The 14,062-nt window shown below is 63.5% G+C and carries 17 protein-coding genes and 1 other RNA gene; 7 read left to right on the forward strand and 11 right to left on the reverse strand.

The features are described from left to right. Nucleotides 1-2 precede the first annotated feature (2 nt). An RNA gene (rnpB, locus tag IPM06_00890) (RNase P RNA component class A) lies at nucleotides 3-402 on the reverse strand. A gap of 116 nt (nucleotides 403-518) precedes the next feature. On the opposite strand from rnpB, the gene IPM06_00895 reads away from it, so the two are divergent. Then, nucleotides 519-887 (forward strand): DUF4112 domain-containing protein, encoded by a 369-nt coding sequence (locus IPM06_00895; GenBank protein MBK8768968.1) that lies wholly within the window; start codon nucleotides 519-521, stop codon nucleotides 885-887. Here the strand turns inward: IPM06_00895 and IPM06_00900 are convergent. Next, nucleotides 875-2,533, reverse strand: a complete 1,659-nt coding sequence (locus tag IPM06_00900) for an amidohydrolase (GenBank protein MBK8768969.1) — start codon at nucleotides 2,531-2,533, stop codon at nucleotides 875-877. The genes IPM06_00895 and IPM06_00900 overlap by 13 nt on opposite strands. A 99-nt stretch (nucleotides 2,534-2,632) precedes the next feature. Here IPM06_00900 and IPM06_00905 point away from each other — a divergent pair, with 99 nt between their 5' ends. After that, nucleotides 2,633-3,106 carry a hypothetical protein gene (locus IPM06_00905; GenBank protein MBK8768970.1) on the forward strand — a complete coding sequence of 158 codons (474 nt, stop codon included), beginning with the start codon at nucleotides 2,633-2,635 and terminating at the stop codon, nucleotides 3,104-3,106. 6 nt (nucleotides 3,107-3,112) lie between these two features. Here IPM06_00905 and IPM06_00910 read toward each other — a convergent pair whose 3' ends face one another. From IPM06_00910 to IPM06_00935, 6 genes are all read right to left on the reverse strand, one after another. Beyond that, nucleotides 3,113-3,769 carry an N-acetylmuramoyl-L-alanine amidase gene (locus IPM06_00910; GenBank protein ID MBK8768971.1) on the reverse strand — a complete coding sequence of 219 codons (657 nt, stop codon included), beginning with the start codon at nucleotides 3,767-3,769 and terminating at the stop codon, nucleotides 3,113-3,115. A gap of 98 nt (nucleotides 3,770-3,867) precedes the next feature. Next, nucleotides 3,868-4,551: a DnaJ family molecular chaperone gene (locus IPM06_00915; protein ID MBK8768972.1), complete on the reverse strand. Its 684-nt coding sequence runs from the start codon at nucleotides 4,549-4,551 to the stop codon at nucleotides 3,868-3,870. Between the two features lie 70 nt (nucleotides 4,552-4,621). Beyond that, nucleotides 4,622-4,963, reverse strand: coding sequence for a hypothetical protein (locus tag IPM06_00920; GenBank protein MBK8768973.1), 342 nt, complete (start codon nucleotides 4,961-4,963; stop codon nucleotides 4,622-4,624). Nucleotides 4,964-5,013: 50 nt separating this feature from the next. Further along, a complete protein-coding gene (locus tag IPM06_00925; GenBank protein MBK8768974.1) occupies nucleotides 5,014-5,661 on the reverse strand; it encodes an extensin family protein in 648 nt (215 codons plus the stop codon). A gap of 75 nt (nucleotides 5,662-5,736) precedes the next feature. Next, on the reverse strand, nucleotides 5,737-6,300 hold the full coding sequence (locus tag IPM06_00930) for an ABC transporter substrate-binding protein (protein MBK8768975.1): 564 nt from the start codon (nucleotides 6,298-6,300) through the stop codon (nucleotides 5,737-5,739). A gap of 66 nt (nucleotides 6,301-6,366) precedes the next feature. Further along, a complete protein-coding gene (locus tag IPM06_00935; protein ID MBK8768976.1) occupies nucleotides 6,367-6,969 on the reverse strand; it encodes an ABC transporter substrate-binding protein in 603 nt (200 codons plus the stop codon). A gap of 189 nt (nucleotides 6,970-7,158) precedes the next feature. Between IPM06_00935 and IPM06_00940 the strand changes: the two genes are divergently transcribed. The 3 genes from IPM06_00940 to ung are packed head-to-tail and all read left to right on the forward strand — an operon-like array spanning nucleotide 7,159 to nucleotide 9,712. After that, nucleotides 7,159-8,148 (forward strand): metalloregulator ArsR/SmtB family transcription factor, encoded by a 990-nt coding sequence (locus tag IPM06_00940; protein MBK8768977.1) that lies wholly within the window; start codon nucleotides 7,159-7,161, stop codon nucleotides 8,146-8,148. Continuing rightward, nucleotides 8,145-9,020, forward strand: a complete 876-nt coding sequence (metF, locus tag IPM06_00945) for a methylenetetrahydrofolate reductase [NAD(P)H] (protein MBK8768978.1) — start codon at nucleotides 8,145-8,147, stop codon at nucleotides 9,018-9,020. Before IPM06_00940 ends, metF begins: the two co-directional genes overlap by 4 nt. 11 nt (nucleotides 9,021-9,031) lie before the next feature. Beyond that, nucleotides 9,032-9,712: a uracil-DNA glycosylase gene (gene ung / locus IPM06_00950; protein MBK8768979.1), complete on the forward strand. Its 681-nt coding sequence runs from the start codon at nucleotides 9,032-9,034 to the stop codon at nucleotides 9,710-9,712. Here the strand turns inward: ung and IPM06_00955 are convergent, their stop codons facing one another. Genes IPM06_00955 through IPM06_00965 form a run of 3 tightly spaced genes read right to left on the reverse strand, consistent with a single transcriptional unit; the run spans nucleotide 9,713 to nucleotide 13,027 of the window. Beyond that, nucleotides 9,713-10,984, reverse strand: coding sequence for a 2-oxo acid dehydrogenase subunit E2 (locus tag IPM06_00955; GenBank protein MBK8768980.1), 1,272 nt, complete (start codon nucleotides 10,982-10,984; stop codon nucleotides 9,713-9,715). It abuts the gene before it with no gap. 1 nt (nucleotide 10,985) lies between these two features. After that, nucleotides 10,986-11,981 (reverse strand): alpha-ketoacid dehydrogenase subunit beta, encoded by a 996-nt coding sequence (locus IPM06_00960; protein MBK8768981.1) that lies wholly within the window; start codon nucleotides 11,979-11,981, stop codon nucleotides 10,986-10,988. Then, complete coding sequence (locus IPM06_00965) at nucleotides 11,978-13,027, reverse strand: thiamine pyrophosphate-dependent dehydrogenase E1 component subunit alpha (GenBank protein ID MBK8768982.1); 1,050 nt, start codon at nucleotides 13,025-13,027, stop codon at nucleotides 11,978-11,980. The genes IPM06_00960 and IPM06_00965 overlap by 4 nt, the downstream gene beginning before the upstream one ends. Here IPM06_00965 and IPM06_00970 point away from each other — a divergent pair. Then, nucleotides 13,026-13,247, forward strand: coding sequence for a hypothetical protein (locus IPM06_00970; GenBank protein MBK8768983.1), 222 nt, complete (start codon nucleotides 13,026-13,028; stop codon nucleotides 13,245-13,247). The two genes, IPM06_00965 and IPM06_00970, sit on opposite strands and share 2 nt — an antisense overlap. Before the next feature lie 28 nt (nucleotides 13,248-13,275). Next, entirely contained in the window at nucleotides 13,276-14,061 is a 786-nt protein-coding gene (locus tag IPM06_00975; protein MBK8768984.1) for a DeoR/GlpR transcriptional regulator, read from the forward strand. Nucleotide 14,062 lies beyond the last annotated feature (1 nt).

Here is a 14,062-nt window from a genome sequence, read left to right on the forward strand (position 1 = left end):
AAGGTGCCAGTCGGCCTGTAAGCCGGGTTCTGTCCGCGCCCCCGCCCGCGAAGGCAGGGACGCTGGATGACCATTCATCTGGAACATCCGTCGCCGGATGCTTCTCGCAACCAACCCGGACAGCAGGCCGGAAAAAGCCCTGGCGGACAAGCCGCCGTGCCGTCCCTATTCGGTCTTGCTCCCGGTGGGGTTTGCCCTGCCGCTCCTGTTGCCAGGCGCGCGGTGCGCTCTTGCCGCACCGTTTCACCCTTGCCGGAGCATGCTCCGGCGGTTTGTTTTCTGTGGCACTGTCCCTGGGGTCGCCCCCGCCGGACGTTATCCGGCACCGTTCTTCCGTGGAGCCCGGACTTTCCTCTCCCGCAGCCTTTCGGCTGATGCGGCAGCGGTCATCCGGCCGACTGGCGCGCCTCCGTTAGGCGTGGCCGCTGCTCCCGTCAACAACGTCCGCGTCCGCACTTGAATTGCGCCGCCGCGGGACCATCTATCGCGCGCCGGCAACACCCGGTCCGGGGGGCACCATGACCAAGACCATCGACCACGCAAAGCAACTGCAACGACTGCAACGGCTGGCCCGCCTCATGGACACGGCCTGGGGCATTCCCTTCACGCGCCTGCGCTTCGGCATGGACTCGGTGCTGGGTCTTGTGCCGGGAGCGGGCGATGCCATCGGCTTCGGCATTTCCGCCTACGCCGTCATCCTCGCGCACCGCATGGGAGCACCACCTGCGCTGCTCGTGAAGATGCTCGCCAATGCCGCCATCGATGCAGGCGTCGGCAGCATCCCCGTGGCCGGAGACGTGTTCGATCTCTTCTTCAAGGCGAACACGAGAAACCTCAGGCTTCTCTCTGAATTCCTTGAAAAATCGAAGAAGACTCAGCGTTCGTAGACAACCTGGCCATTCACCACGGTTGCCTGCACCTTGACGCGTTCGATGTCGTCCGGCGCGATTGTTTCAAGGTCGGCATCAAGCACCACCGCATCACCCATTGCGCCGCGCTTCAGCACACCCTTCCGGCCCTCGGCGAACTCCGCATAGGCCCCCATCACGGTGTAGCTGTGCAAGCTGTCGTGCAGGGATTGCCGCTGCGGTTTCATGCTGTCACCCCATTCCCGCCGGGTGACGGCGGCGTGAATGGCGCGCAGGGGGTTGATGTCGGAGACTGGCCAATCCGTTCCGAAGACAAGCGGCACCTTCGCCTTGCGGATCGTCTGCCAGGCAAAGGCGTAAGGCCACTTGTCCTTGCCGATCTTGCTGATCGTCGGTTCCAGCGAAAGCCCGGAGGTCCCCGGCGCGTGACACGTCTGCATGGACGCCAGCACGCCGAGCGACCTGAAGCGGCGGAGATCATCGGGATGGTGGATTTCGATGTGCTCGATGCGGTGGCGGCTGTCGCGCTTGCCGTTGGCCTTGCGCGCGGCTTCGTAGCCATTGAGCGTCATGCGCACTGCGCCATCGCCGATGGCATGAACCGCGATCTGCAGGCCGAGCCTGTCTGCGGCAATCGCCACCGCGTTGAAGCGCTCCTGCGAGAACAGCGGATCACCCCGCCACCCCGGCGCATCGGGGTAATCGTCCAGCACCACCGCCGTGCCTGAATCCAGAACACCATCCATGAACATCTTCACGGCTCCGCCCCGCAGCATGTCGGACTGGTAGGCAGCCGAGAGCATCCGCGCCCGGTCCAGCGCCGCCAGTGCCATGAAGGGCTTGAAGTGGAACGGCACCCGCGCCCGTGCCGTCAGTTCTCCCCGCTGCTCCAGCGCATGGAGCAACTGCATTGTGTAGATATTGCCGTCCATGTTGTGGAACGAGGTGATGCCATGCTCGGCGAGATGGACGAGGCCGCGCTTCACCACGGCGAGATCCGCCGCGAACGCGTCTTCACCCGGATGCGGGTCGATCTCCAATCCCTCCAGCCCCGCTCGCGCCCGGGTATAGTCGGTCGCTGCGGCAACGGCGGGTGCAATGGCCAGAGGCTCGCGCAGTTCGCCCGTCGCAAGCCCATCCGGCCCCATGACGATCTCATGGCCTGGCGGCAATGCGCGGCCCTGCAGGATTCCTGAAAGTTCCAGCGCCTTGGTATTGGCCCAGGCGGTGTGATGGTCGGGCGCATAGAGCACCAGCGGCCTGTCGGGCAGGCAGTGGTCGAGGTCGTGACGGGTCGCGGCTCGGCCATTGCCGAAGGCCACATAGGAGAGGCCATTGCCCACGATCAGCGCCCCGCCGGGATGGCCAGCAGCGTAGGCCTGAACGGCGGAGCGCACGGCCTCAAGTCCGTTCAAGCCCGTCACATTCAGCATGGACAGTTCAAGCGACCCCGGCACGATGTGCATGTGCCCCTCGATCAGCCCCGGCAGCACCGTCTTGCCCCCTGCATCGACGACCCGCGTCCTGCGGCCCCGTTCGGCCATCACGTCCCGGCTGCGCCCGACCTTGATGATGCGCCCTCCCGCCATGGCAACCGCCTCGGCTGAAGGCCGCGCCTCGTCCATGGTGAGGACCTTGCCATTGGTGATGATCAGTTCGGCCATGCCGTGCACTCCCTTGGAGGTTTTCCGATTGCACGCGGCCCTCTTGCCATGGTGCAATTCCAGCCGACATCAGCTAAGACGCCGCGACTGGATTGTTTCATGCGATATCTGCGACCCGTTCTATCAGCCGTCTTCATGGCCTGCGCCATCGCCCTGCCCCAGCCCGTCCGGGCCCAGGAGCGGGAATGGCTGCTCGATGCCGCCGATGAGGATGCCTTCCTCGTCTTCGGTGTTCCGGAATCAGATGATGTGGGCGTGAGTTTCTGGTGCAAGCTCGCCAGCGGCAAGGTGAAGATCTTCTTCCCCGAAGGCTCGGCTGATCTGAAGCCCGACACCTCGGCCGATTTTGTCCTGACCATCGACAAGGCAGCACACACGCTGAAGGGCAAGACAACGGCCAACGCCAACACCGGTGCAACGTCCATCGAGACCGAACTCGCGCTTGATGATCCGGTGATGATCGCACTCAACAAGGCCGACCGCTTCAGCGTGAAGATCGGCAAGCACGAGGCAACGTATCCCTTGCTCGATGCCAATCTGGATGACCTGTTCAAACTCTGCCGCACAAAATAGATCCGCTCACGCCGCTGCACCGGCTGGCCGTGCCTGCAACAGCGCATGCAGGGTGGCGATGGTCGATTGGTCTGCTACTCCATCCACCCGGGTGGGCCGGAAATGGCGCTGGAACGCCTCCACCACCACGCGCGTGCGTTCGTCGTATTCTCCAGTCAAGTCAATCCCGTAGCCGTACATCTTCAACAATCCCTGCAAGGCGAGGACCGTGGTGCCGCCGTCACCCTGCTGAAGATAGGCGCCGCTGGAAATCGCTGCGGGTGGAACCCAGTGTCCCACGCCTTCCCCGTGCAGAAATCGCCAGTCAAATTTTTCGCCGGGGTCAATCTTGCGCCCCGGTGCGATGTCGGAATGGGCGAGCACATGCTGTGGCAAAATCCCGTGACGCTGAACGATGTCCCGGCTCAGCGCGGCCACCACCCGCATCTGCGTGGCCGGGAAATCGGCATAGTCGCCCCCGTGGCCGCTGTTGTGAATCTCGATTCCGATGGAGCAGGAGTTGATATCGGTCTCTCCCTCCCAGCTTGAAACGCCGGCATGCCAGGCCCGCATCTCTTCGCCCACCATCTGGACGATGCCGCCCTGCTCGTCGATGAGATAGTGGCACGACACCCGCGACTCCGGCACGCACAGCCAGTTGCAGGCAATGTCGGCGGTTTCCATGCCGGTATAATGCAGGATGAGGAACTTCGGAAATTTTCCGGCGGCGCGCGGTTCGATGTTGGGAGAGAGAACGGCGCGGCGCGGCAATTTCGTGCCGATCACGCCGGCAGTCCCTTCATGACCTGCTCATAAGCGACGTTGATGCGCGCCAGCCGGTTGCTGGCCAGTTCAACCATTTCCTCAGGCACGCCCTCGGCGATCTGCCTGTCGGGATGCAGGTCACGGGCGAGCTTGCGGTAGTGCTTCTTGATTTCATCCGCCGATGCGCCGCGCGTCACGCCGAGTACGTCATAGGGGTCTTCCGCGATCGACACATGCCGCGCCCGGATGCGCGCGAACTCCTCGCCCTTGAACCCGAAGATGACGCCCACGGCTTCAAGGTATTCCAACTCGCGCTCGTGAATGGCGTGGTCTGCCTTGGCGATGTGGAACAGGCCGTCCAGGACGTTTTCCAGCACGGATGACTTGGGCACGAAGAGCCGGGCCACCTGTTCGGCGTAGCTTTCGAATCCGGCGATGTCCTGCTTGGCGAGGTCGAAGACCCGCTGCACCGCCGCCATGTCCTTCTCGGGAACGTGGAACACCTGCTTGAAGGCGAGCACTTCGTCCTTCGTGACGACGCCATCGGCCTTGGCCATCTTCGCGCCAAGGGCAATCATGCCGATGGTGAAGGCAACGGATTTTTCGGGAACGGAACTCTTGCCGGAAAACCCCGCAAAGAAATCACCGACTGAGGAGCCAAGCGATTGCGCCGCCCCGGCAATGTTTGACCAGATGGACATGAAAACATTTTACCGGATTCGGAGCCGCAAGAAAGGGGCTCGAAGCCGCCGTTCTGGGGCAAAAAGGCCCTCAGGCCTTGCGCATGGCCTTGAAGTAGTGGGTGACGCGGAAGACCGGCGTATCAACGTCCAGGTTGTTGGCAAGCCGCTGTTCCACGTGCCACGAGCGCCCGGCAATCCAGACTGTCGCCCACAGCACCGGCAGGAAGGCTGCGGCGAGGACGGCGTAAAGCACCATGTCCGGCAGACCCAGCAACTTGGCAAAAGCCCAGACGGAGGCAGCCGCCGCCGCACCCAGAAGGCTCAGGGTCATGAGCGTCGCGCCCGCTGCCGCGAGAAAGCAGGCCACGGGGCCGAAAGCGTGGGATTGGCCCTTGGGGGTGTTGGGGGGCGTGATGATTTCCTGGTCCATGGCGCCCATATGCGCGTCCGGCCCCGGAATTGCAATGTCTCCCGGCCAGCTCAGCGGCAGTAGCTGCCGCCGCTCCGGTGCCGCTGCAGGTCGAAATGCAGGTGATCCTTGTGGTAGGCCACTCCCGGTCCGAGCACCGTCTTGAAGGGACCACAGGCCTCTGAGCGCACGTCGGCAAGGAATTTCCGCGTCTTGCGGCCCGCGAACCAGCCCTGCTCCACGGTGATCTTGTCCCCGCCCTCGAAGGTAAAGCCGGAGACGTCGATGGCATTGCCCTGTGCATGTTCGCTGAGCTTCGCGCCCCGCACATTGTTGCGGGTGCGGCAGGAGTAACCGTCGGGAACCGCGATCTCCGTCACGCGCTCACCGAAACGGTCCTCGGCGGCGGGCTGCACGATGTCCGTCAGCCAGTGCGAAAGGGTGTTGGCCACGGCGCAATTGACGACGGTGGGCTGCGAAAGACGGACACCATTGATGGAATAGACTCGCCAGGCATTGCGCACGCCACAGCCGCGGCCATTGCCGAAATCGCGCACCTTCTCGGCCTCGGCGAACTGGCGCGGATCAACCGCGCACGCCATGGGCGGCGGCGGCGTTTCAACCTGACGGGAAGAACGGGGCCTTTCACGGCCGCCCGAACAGGCGACAAGGGCCACCGCAAGCAGGATCGTTCCTGCCACAGACATAATACGACGCATGGACACAACTCACACCGCCCCCACCCCCGGGAACGTGGCTGCACCATGCCGCGATATGGTTAAGGGAGGGTGACTTCAGCCGTAGAGGGCAGTGATCAACATGTTGATGTTGCCGTTGCGCTTGGCGAGGTAGTCGGTGAAGTCCTTGCGCTGGAAATTGGTGAGCCAGAAGCCCAGCACGCTCACGTCCCGCACCTTGTAGTGCCCGCCGCGCCAGACCAGCTTCCACGACACCGTGTAGGTCTGCCCCGTCATCAGGTAGACGCGGCTGGAAATCAGCACGTCCTTGTCCTTGTTCACCGAAGCGTCGCCCAGTTCATACTTCGCCACCGTGTAGTCACGCGAGCTCAGCGCGAAATAGCGGGCGAGATAGGTCGCCACGCCCTTCTGGTAACGCCCGCGCTGCGAGGCCTGCAGGCTGCCGCTGTATTTCCCCAGCGCGTCCTGGGCAATATCGGGAATGTCGGCATGGCGCTGCACCACGCGCAGGAAGGCGGCGACCGTTCCCTGGCGGTGGGCGGCAAGCATGTCCTTGGCCACCTGACGCATGTAGACAAGCGACGGGTGATCCTCGGCCAAGGCCGGTGCGGCGAGCAATGCGGTGGCGAACCCCGCAAGAACGGAACGGCGAGTGAGCATGATTCGGTTTCTAACGCCGGAACTGTGGCGGTGCTAGGGTTAACAGATGTTGAACGGGCGGCAGACCTACCAGGTCTCGGCTTCCCGCAGCATGGCATAGAGGGGCTCGAAGTTGCCCTTGGATTTCTTCAGTTCGTCGCTGAAACGCTGGCGCATGGCGCTGGACAGGCGAACCCCCAGCACGCTCAGGTCAACGATGCGGTAGCCGTCCCCCTGGGGCGAGAGGTACCAGACAATCGGCTCATCCGCGCCGGGCTTGACGATCTTGCTGTAGACCAGCAGGTACTTGCCCTGCTGCGCGGTGCGGTCCACCACGAAATCCTGGCCTTTGAAGTCATCCACGAACCAGGCAAACAGCGCCGCCGCATAGGTTGTGACAAGATCGTTCAGCTTGTCCTTGTCGCCTGGAGGAAGCTGTTTCTGGTAGGTGCCGAGCGAGGCCATGGTGATGCCGCGCAGGTTCACATACTTGCTGAGCATTGCCGCGAACTTGTTCCGGGTGGCCTTGCCACGCGTCCCCGCATTGGCGAGACGCAACACTTCCTTGCCGATCTTGGCGACATAGGTTTCGGCCACCGCATCGGCGGTGGCATCGCCGGCGGTCACAGCGGAGGCCGCCGCAGCTGCCATAAGAGAAAGCGCAGCACGGCGCGAAAAAAGCGTGGTCATGATCATCCTACGTTACTGCCTCTGATCCGGTTGCCCCGCTTCAGAACTCGCCCAGCGAAGTTACAGGGGTTATTGCGTCGAAATCAAGCCACCGTCACGGCGTAGTGCGTTTGCGACACTTTTCCGACAAATGCGAACAATGCTTTGCAATTCATATAAGGATATGTTTATGTCGTTTTGGAGGATGACATGGATGAATTGCTGGCCGGCCTGAAGGCGATTGCGGAGACGACTCGCATCCGCATTCTCTTCGTCCTCTCCCACGGCGAATTGAACGTGACCGAACTCACCCACATCCTCGGCCAAAGCCAGCCCCGCGTCAGCCGCCACCTGAAACTCATGGCGGAGGCCGGACTGCTGTCGCGAAACAAGGAAGGCAACTGGGTGCTCTTCCGCCTGCGCAACGAAGGATTGGGCGGAGCCCTCGCCCGTGCCCTCGTGGACATGCTGCCGGGAAGCGACGCCATCCTCACGGGTGATCTCGCCCGTCTCGACGAAGTACGCCGCCAGCGCGAGGAACGCGCCCAGGCCTATTTCAGCGCCAATGCCGAACACTGGTCCAACCTCCGCTCGCTCCACGTGGATGAAGCGAGCGTCGAGACCGCCATGCAGGACCTGGCGGGCGCGCGCGGCATCAACACGCTGGTGGATCTGGGAACCGGCACCGGCCGGGTGCTGGAACTCTTCGGTCCGCTGGCGCAGGACCTCTATGGCATTGATGCCAGCCGCGAGATGCTCGCCATCGCCCGCTCCAACCTCGAGAAGCACGGCTTCCGCCAGGCGCAACTGCGCCAGGCCGACATCTATGCCCTGCCCCTCGCCGATGGCATGGCCGACCTCGTCACCATCCATCAGGTGCTGCACTTCCTCGATGAACCGCAACGCGCCATCCAGGAGGCCCGCCGCATCCTGAGGTCCGGCGGCAAGTTGCTGATCGTCGACTTCGCACCCCATGACCTTGATGAATTGCGCGAGCACCATGCTCACCGCAGGCTTGGCATTTCTGCCGAACAGATGACCGCATGGCTCAAGCGCGCCAGCCTGAAACTGACGCGCCACGTCGTCCTCGATCCGCCCTGGCTCAAGTCACGCAAGGGTCTCACAGTGTCGCTCTGGCTGGCCGAAGCAGGCACGCCGGTACGCACGTCATTCCCCTCGCTTGCGGAGGTTTCGCGATGACCAACACGCTGCGCGTCTCCTTCGAGTTCTTTCCGCCCAAGGTGGGCGATGCCGAGGACAGTTTCTGGGCGACCGTGCGCCGCCTGGAGACGATCGGGCCGGATTTCGTCTCCGTCACCTATGGCGCGGGCGGCACCACGCAGGACCGGACGCTCGCGACCCTCGCCCGCCTGACGGGGGAGACAACGCTCCGCGCCGCCGGCCATCTCACCTGTGTGGGCAAATCAAGGGACGAGGTGAACGCCGTCATCCGCGCCTACAAGGCCTCGGGCGTCAATCATATCGTCGCCCTTCGCGGTGATCCGCCGGGCGGCGTCGGCACGCGCTTCTCCCCGCACCCGGACGGCTACCGCAACGCCGCAGACCTCGTGCGCGGCATCCGCGAGATCGGCCAGTTCGACATCTCCGTCTCCGCCTATCCGGAGCGCCACCCCGATTCCGTTTCCATCGAGGAAGACCTCGCCTTCATGGCCGACAAGGCGGAGAATGGCGCCACCCGGGCGCTGTCGCAGTTCTTTTTCCACAACGCTTTCTTCCTCCGCCTGCGCGACCGCATCGCCGCGCGCGGCATCAAGATCAATCTGGTGCCCGGCATCCTGCCCATCACCAACTTCGCCCGCGTCTGCGAGTTTGCGGCGAAGTGCGGCGCACATATTCCACCGGAACTGGAACAGCGCTTCGCCGGACTGGACAAGGATCCCGAGACGCGCAATCTCGTGGCCGCGATGGTGGCGGCCGAACAGGTGACTGCACTCCAGCGCGAAGGCGTCACGGATTTCCATTTCTACACGCTCAACCGCTCCGACCTCGTCTATGCCATCTGCCGCGTGCTGGGCCTTGGTGCGCCCGCGCAGGGCGAGGCGGCGGCCTGAGGGCGCGCTCCATGGTCAACCTGCACCCCAGCTGGCTTTCGGTGTTGCAGCCGCAATTCGACGCGCCGCATATGGTGAACCTGCGCGCATTCCTTGCGCAGGAGCGCGAGGCCGGAAAGCGCATCTTTCCCAAGGGCAGCGAATGGTTTCATGCGCTCGATGCCACGCCGCTGGACCAGGTGCGCGTCGTCATTCTCGGGCAGGACCCTTATCACGGCGAGGGACAAGCACACGGATTGTGCTTCTCGGTGAAGCCGGGCGTGCCCCCGCCGCCCTCGCTGGTAAACATCTACAAGGAACTGCAATCCGACCTGGGCTACCCGCCACCGCGCCACGGCCATCTCGAACACTGGGCGCGGCAAGGCGTATTGATGCTGAATGCGGTGCTGACGGTGGAAGCAAACCGCGCCGCCTCGCACCAAGGCAAGGGCTGGGAGACGTTCACCGACGAGGTCGTGAAGCAGGTGAACAATCTCGGCCGCCCGGTCGTGTTCATCCTGTGGGGATCATACGCGCAGAAGAAGGCGGCCTTCGTGGATACGTCGCGCCATCACGTGATCAAGTCACCGCATCCCTCGCCGCTCTCCGCCTATAACGGCTTCTTCGGCTCCAGGCCCTTCTCGCGCACCAATGCATTCCTGCGCGACCATGGCCAGCCGGAAATCGACTGGCGCCTGCCCGAGACGGCCTGATCAGGCCATCATCAGCGCCGGCTCTTCCACGAATTCACGGAACGCCTTGAGCAGCTCCGCGCCAACCGCGCCATCAACGGCGCGGTGATCGCACGAGAGCGTTACCTTCATCTGCGTCTTGAGCACGGGCTGGCGATTGACCGGCACGAAGGTTTCAACACCGGCACCCACCGCGAGGATCGTCGCATGCGGCGGATTGATGATCGCGTTGAATTGCTCAACGCCGAACATGCCAAGGTTGGAAACAGCCGTGGTGCCGCCCTGATAATCCGCAGGCTTCAACTGGCGCGACCGCGCCTTGGCCGCCAGCGTCTTCATCTCGATGGAAATCTGCGACAGGGATTTTGTTTCGGCAGCGCGCACGACGGGCGTGAACAGGCCGCCGTCGACCGACACCGCAACGCCCACATCGCTCACCTGATGCTGCAGGATGCCCTCATCGGTAAAGGTGACGTTCGCGGCGGGCACGCGTTGCAAGGCGAGCGCCAAGGCCTTGATGACGAAATCATTGACCGACAGCTTCCAGGCCGGAGTCTTGTCGGCTGTCTTCGGCGCATGGGCGTTCAGCCGCTCGCGCACCGCCAGCAATTCATCCAGCGTGCAGGTTGCCGTCAGATAGAAGTGCGGAACCGTCTGCTTCGATTGCACCAGGCGCTGGGCAATGGTGCGCCGCATGCCGTCAAGCGGCGTGACGCTGAACGATCCGGGCGGATAGAGCGCACGCACGGCATCGCCGTCCATGCCGGCCGCAAGCGCCGTGGCACCCGGGGCCTTCGCCGATACTGCCTTGGCCGTTGCAAGATCGGCGGACACGATGCGCCCGCGCGGACCCGAGCCCGAGAGCGCAGCAAGGGCGATGCCCTGCTGTTTCGCCAGCCTTCGCGCCAGCGGAGTGGCCCGCACCTTGCCATTCGCATCAGTCGCTGGGGCGGCAGCGGCAGGCTGTGCCGCCGCAGTCTTCGCAACCTCGGCCGCAGCGGGCGCAGCGGCAGCAGGTGCGGCCACACCACCGGTGAACGGCTTGGCCTCTTCGCCCGCGCCATAGACCATCGCGACGACGGTGCCGATCGGTACCACGGCCTTCACCGGCGCATTGCCAATCCTGATCACGCCTTCGGCAGGGCTTTCGATTTCCATCGCCGCCTTGTCGGTCTCGATGTCGAAGAGAGGTTGGCCCTTCTTCACCGTGTCCCCGTCCTTCACATGCCATACGGCAATGGTGCCGGTGCTCATGTCCATGTCGACCTTGGGGAGAATGACTTCGGTGGCCATGTCAGATCTTGCCCTTCACGAGGTCCCGCAAGGCCGCGACGATGCCATCGGTCTGCGGCACGGCGGCCTTTTCCAGGATAGGGCTGTAGGGGATCGGACTTTCCGCCCCGCCCATGCGCAGGATCGGCGCATCGAGGTAGTCAAAGGCTTCGCTCTCGGCCACCAGTGCAGAAATTTCCGCGCCGATGCCCAGCGTCTTCACGCCTTCATAGATGCAGGCGAGGCGCGAGGTCTTCTTCACGCTTTCGATGATGGTTGCGCCGTCGATAGGACGGATGGTGCGGAGGTCGATCACTTCGATGTCGATGCCTTCCTTGGCGAGTTCCTCCGCCGCCTCAAGCGCCTTGTGCACCATGATGGCGGCGGCAACGACCGTGGCATCCTTGCCCGGGCGGCGAACGACCGCCTTGCCGATGGGCGTGCGGTACATTTCGGCGGGCACATGGCCCTTCACCTTGTAGAGCAGCTTGTGTTCGAACACGAGAACCGGATCCGGATCCTCGATTGCCGCCAGCAGCAGGCCCTTGGCGTCTTCCGGCGTGGAGGCTTCCACCACCTTGAGACCCGGCACATGCCCGAACCACGCCTCCAGCGATTGCGAATGCTGGGCCGCCGCACCGGTGCCCGAGCCGCAGGGCATGCGGAACACCACGGGCACGGAAACCTTGCCACCCAGCATGAAGCGCATCTTGGCGGCCTGGTTGACGATCTGCTCCATCGCCAGCGTGGCGAAATCGGAGAACTGGAATTCATACACGGGACGCGCGCCCGCAACCGCCGCGCCCACGGCAAGGCCGGCACCGCCCAGTTCGGCAATCGGCGTGTCGCGTACGCGGTCTTCGCCGAATTTCTGGACGAGATCACCCGTCACCTGGAACGCGCCGCCATAGACACCGATGTCCTCGCCCATGAGGAACACGCGCTCGTCGGCCTCCATGGCCTGCGCCAGTGCTTCCTGCACGGCGGCGGAAAAGCTGAGTTCACGAACCTCGCTCATGCCTCAACTCCCATCGCAATATCATCTGTTGTGGTGACGCCGCGCAGCAGGCTGTCGGTGACCGGATTGGTTCCCTGCGTGGCGAAGGTGAAGGCGTCCTGGATTTCTTTCTCCACCGACTCACGGATGGCGCTGATCTCGTCGCTCGACGCAATACCGTGGGCCTCAAGTTCCTTTTCGAACATCGGGATAGGGTCCTTGCCCTTCCATTCCTCGATCTCGTCCTTGCTGCGGTAGCGGTTGCGGTCCGAGCGCGAATGGCCCTTGGTGCGGTAGGTCTTGCATTCAACCAGGCTCGGGCCTTCTCCGTTGCGCGCCCTCTCGATGGCGGCGGAAACGGCTTCGTTCACATCGGCGATATTGTTGCCGTCCACGATCGTGCCCGGCATGTTGTAGGCAGCGGCCCGCATGGCCACGTCCTTCACCGCGGTGGACCGCGCCGTCGAAACCGACATGCCGTACTGGTTGTTCTCGCACACATAGACGACCGGCAACTTCCACACCGCCGCCATGTTGAGCGACTCATGGAAGGCCCCTTCGTTCTGCGCGCCGTCGCCGAAGAAGCACACCGCAACATCCTTGCCCTTGCGCTGCTTGATGGCAAGTGCGGCACCGGTGGCCAGCGGCAGCCCGCCGCCCACGATGCCGTTGGCGCCGAGGTTCCCCGTCGCAGGATCAGCGATATGCATGGAGCCGCCCCGGCCGCGGCAATATCCTTCTTCCTTGCCGAAGAATTCGGCGAACATGAATTTCACGTCGGCACCCTTGCCGATGCAGTGGCCGTGTCCGCGGTGCGTGGAGGTGATGTAGTCGGCATTGCTGAGGTCCATGCAGGCCCCCACCGCCGTTGCTTCCTGCCCCACGGAAAGATGCATGGTGCCGTGGGTGAGGCCACGCACGTAGCTCTCTTCCGCCATTTCCTCGAAGCGGCGGATGAGGTGCATGCGACGCAGCGCGTCCTTGAGCTGCGCGGTGGAATGTTTCGCGTAAAACGGACGCGCGTTCTTGCCTTGCGCTGCCGCAGGTCCGGAGGATTTGCTTGCCATGGGTGCCCTTCGCGTGGCGGGCCAAAAGCCCGGTTTGAAGATTTCGACCCTTATGTTCCTTTTCGCACCGCAACGTCAATATGTATCAGAATACAGAACCGCAAGGCTGGCCTGCCGCGGCGGAATGGAAAGACAAACGAACGCCCCGACGTGCTGCAACGCACAAAACAAAGACGAAATGAAAATTTCCTGGTGCAAACGAAAGGAAATGAAAGTATGACCTCTCTCGTCTTGATGTTTTCACTGTCATGTTTGCTCTCTCACCCCGCCAGCAACAGATCCTGATCCTCGCCCGCCAGACCGGCGCCGTCGGCGTGGACGAACTCGCCGAGCGCTTCGAAGTCACACCCCAGACCATCCGCAAGGACCTGAACGAACTCTGCGATGGCCGGCTCCTCTCGCGCACCCATGGCGGCGCCATGCTGTCGTCGGGTGTGGAGAACATGGCCTATGAGGCCCGCCGCCAGATCGCGTCGCTGGAGAAGGCGATGATCGGCCGCCGCGCCGCACAACTCATTCCCAACAATTCGTCGCTCTTCATCAACATTGGCACGACGACCGAGGAAGTGGCCCGCGCCCTCATCCACCACGAGGGGCTGCTGGTCATCACCAACAACATTCACGTGGCCCAGACGCTGCTGCCTTCGCCCCGCATCGAAGTCATCATCGTTGGCGGCTCCATCCGCCACAGCGATGGCGGCATCGTGGGCGAGTCGACCGTCGACACCATCCGCCAGTTCAAGGTCGATCATGCCGTGATGGGCGTGTCAGCCATCGACGAAGACGGCTCGCTCCTCGACTTCGACGTTCGCGAAGTGCGCGCCGCGCAGGCCATCATGGAAAACGCCCGCAACGTCATCCTCGTGGCCGACGCCACCAAATTCACGCGCTCCGCGCCAGTCCGCATCGGCCACATGTCGATGACCAATGCCTTCGTGACCGACCGCGAGCCCCCCGACCCCATCATGGAAATCTGCCGCAGCAAGGGTGTGAACCTTGAACTGGCAACAGAAAAGACCGAGGCAAGCCCCTGAC

The organism is Hyphomicrobiales bacterium (genome assembly GCA_016710435.1).
Lineage (GTDB): Bacteria > Pseudomonadota > Alphaproteobacteria > Rhizobiales > Aestuariivirgaceae > Aestuariivirga.

Bases quoted from the DNA above. Each gene is read 5' to 3' on its own strand.
- metF (MBK8768978.1), top strand. From the start codon at position 8,145: ATGACCAACACGCTGCGCGTCTCCTTCGAGTTCTTTCCGCCCAAGGTG.
- ung (MBK8768979.1), top strand. From the start codon at position 9,032: ATGGTCAACCTGCACCCCAGCTGGCTTTCGGTGTTGCAGCCGCAATTC.
- IPM06_00960 (MBK8768981.1), bottom strand. From the start codon at position 11,981: ATGAGCGAGGTTCGTGAACTCAGCTTTTCCGCCGCCGTGCAGGAAGCA.
- IPM06_00920 (MBK8768973.1), bottom strand. From the start codon at position 4,963: ATGGACCAGGAAATCATCACGCCCCCCAACACCCCCAAGGGCCAATCC.
- IPM06_00955 (MBK8768980.1), bottom strand. From the start codon at position 10,984: ATGGCCACCGAAGTCATTCTCCCCAAGGTCGACATGGACATGAGCACC.
- IPM06_00900 (MBK8768969.1), bottom strand. From the start codon at position 2,533: ATGGCCGAACTGATCATCACCAATGGCAAGGTCCTCACCATGGACGAG.
- IPM06_00910 (MBK8768971.1), bottom strand. From the start codon at position 3,769: ATGGAAACCGCCGACATTGCCTGCAACTGGCTGTGCGTGCCGGAGTCG.
- IPM06_00925 (MBK8768974.1), bottom strand. From the start codon at position 5,661: ATGCGTCGTATTATGTCTGTGGCAGGAACGATCCTGCTTGCGGTGGCC.
- IPM06_00935 (MBK8768976.1), bottom strand. From the start codon at position 6,969: ATGACCACGCTTTTTTCGCGCCGTGCTGCGCTTTCTCTTATGGCAGCT.
- IPM06_00930 (MBK8768975.1), bottom strand. From the start codon at position 6,300: ATGCTCACTCGCCGTTCCGTTCTTGCGGGGTTCGCCACCGCATTGCTC.
- IPM06_00940 (MBK8768977.1), top strand. From the start codon at position 7,159: ATGGATGAATTGCTGGCCGGCCTGAAGGCGATTGCGGAGACGACTCGC.
- IPM06_00895 (MBK8768968.1), top strand. From the start codon at position 519: ATGACCAAGACCATCGACCACGCAAAGCAACTGCAACGACTGCAACGG.
- IPM06_00975 (MBK8768984.1), top strand. From the start codon at position 13,276: ATGTTTGCTCTCTCACCCCGCCAGCAACAGATCCTGATCCTCGCCCGC.
- IPM06_00915 (MBK8768972.1), bottom strand. From the start codon at position 4,551: ATGTCCATCTGGTCAAACATTGCCGGGGCGGCGCAATCGCTTGGCTCC.
- IPM06_00970 (MBK8768983.1), top strand. From the start codon at position 13,026: ATGGGTGCCCTTCGCGTGGCGGGCCAAAAGCCCGGTTTGAAGATTTCG.
- IPM06_00965 (MBK8768982.1), bottom strand. From the start codon at position 13,027: ATGGCAAGCAAATCCTCCGGACCTGCGGCAGCGCAAGGCAAGAACGCG.
- IPM06_00905 (MBK8768970.1), top strand. From the start codon at position 2,633: ATGCGATATCTGCGACCCGTTCTATCAGCCGTCTTCATGGCCTGCGCC.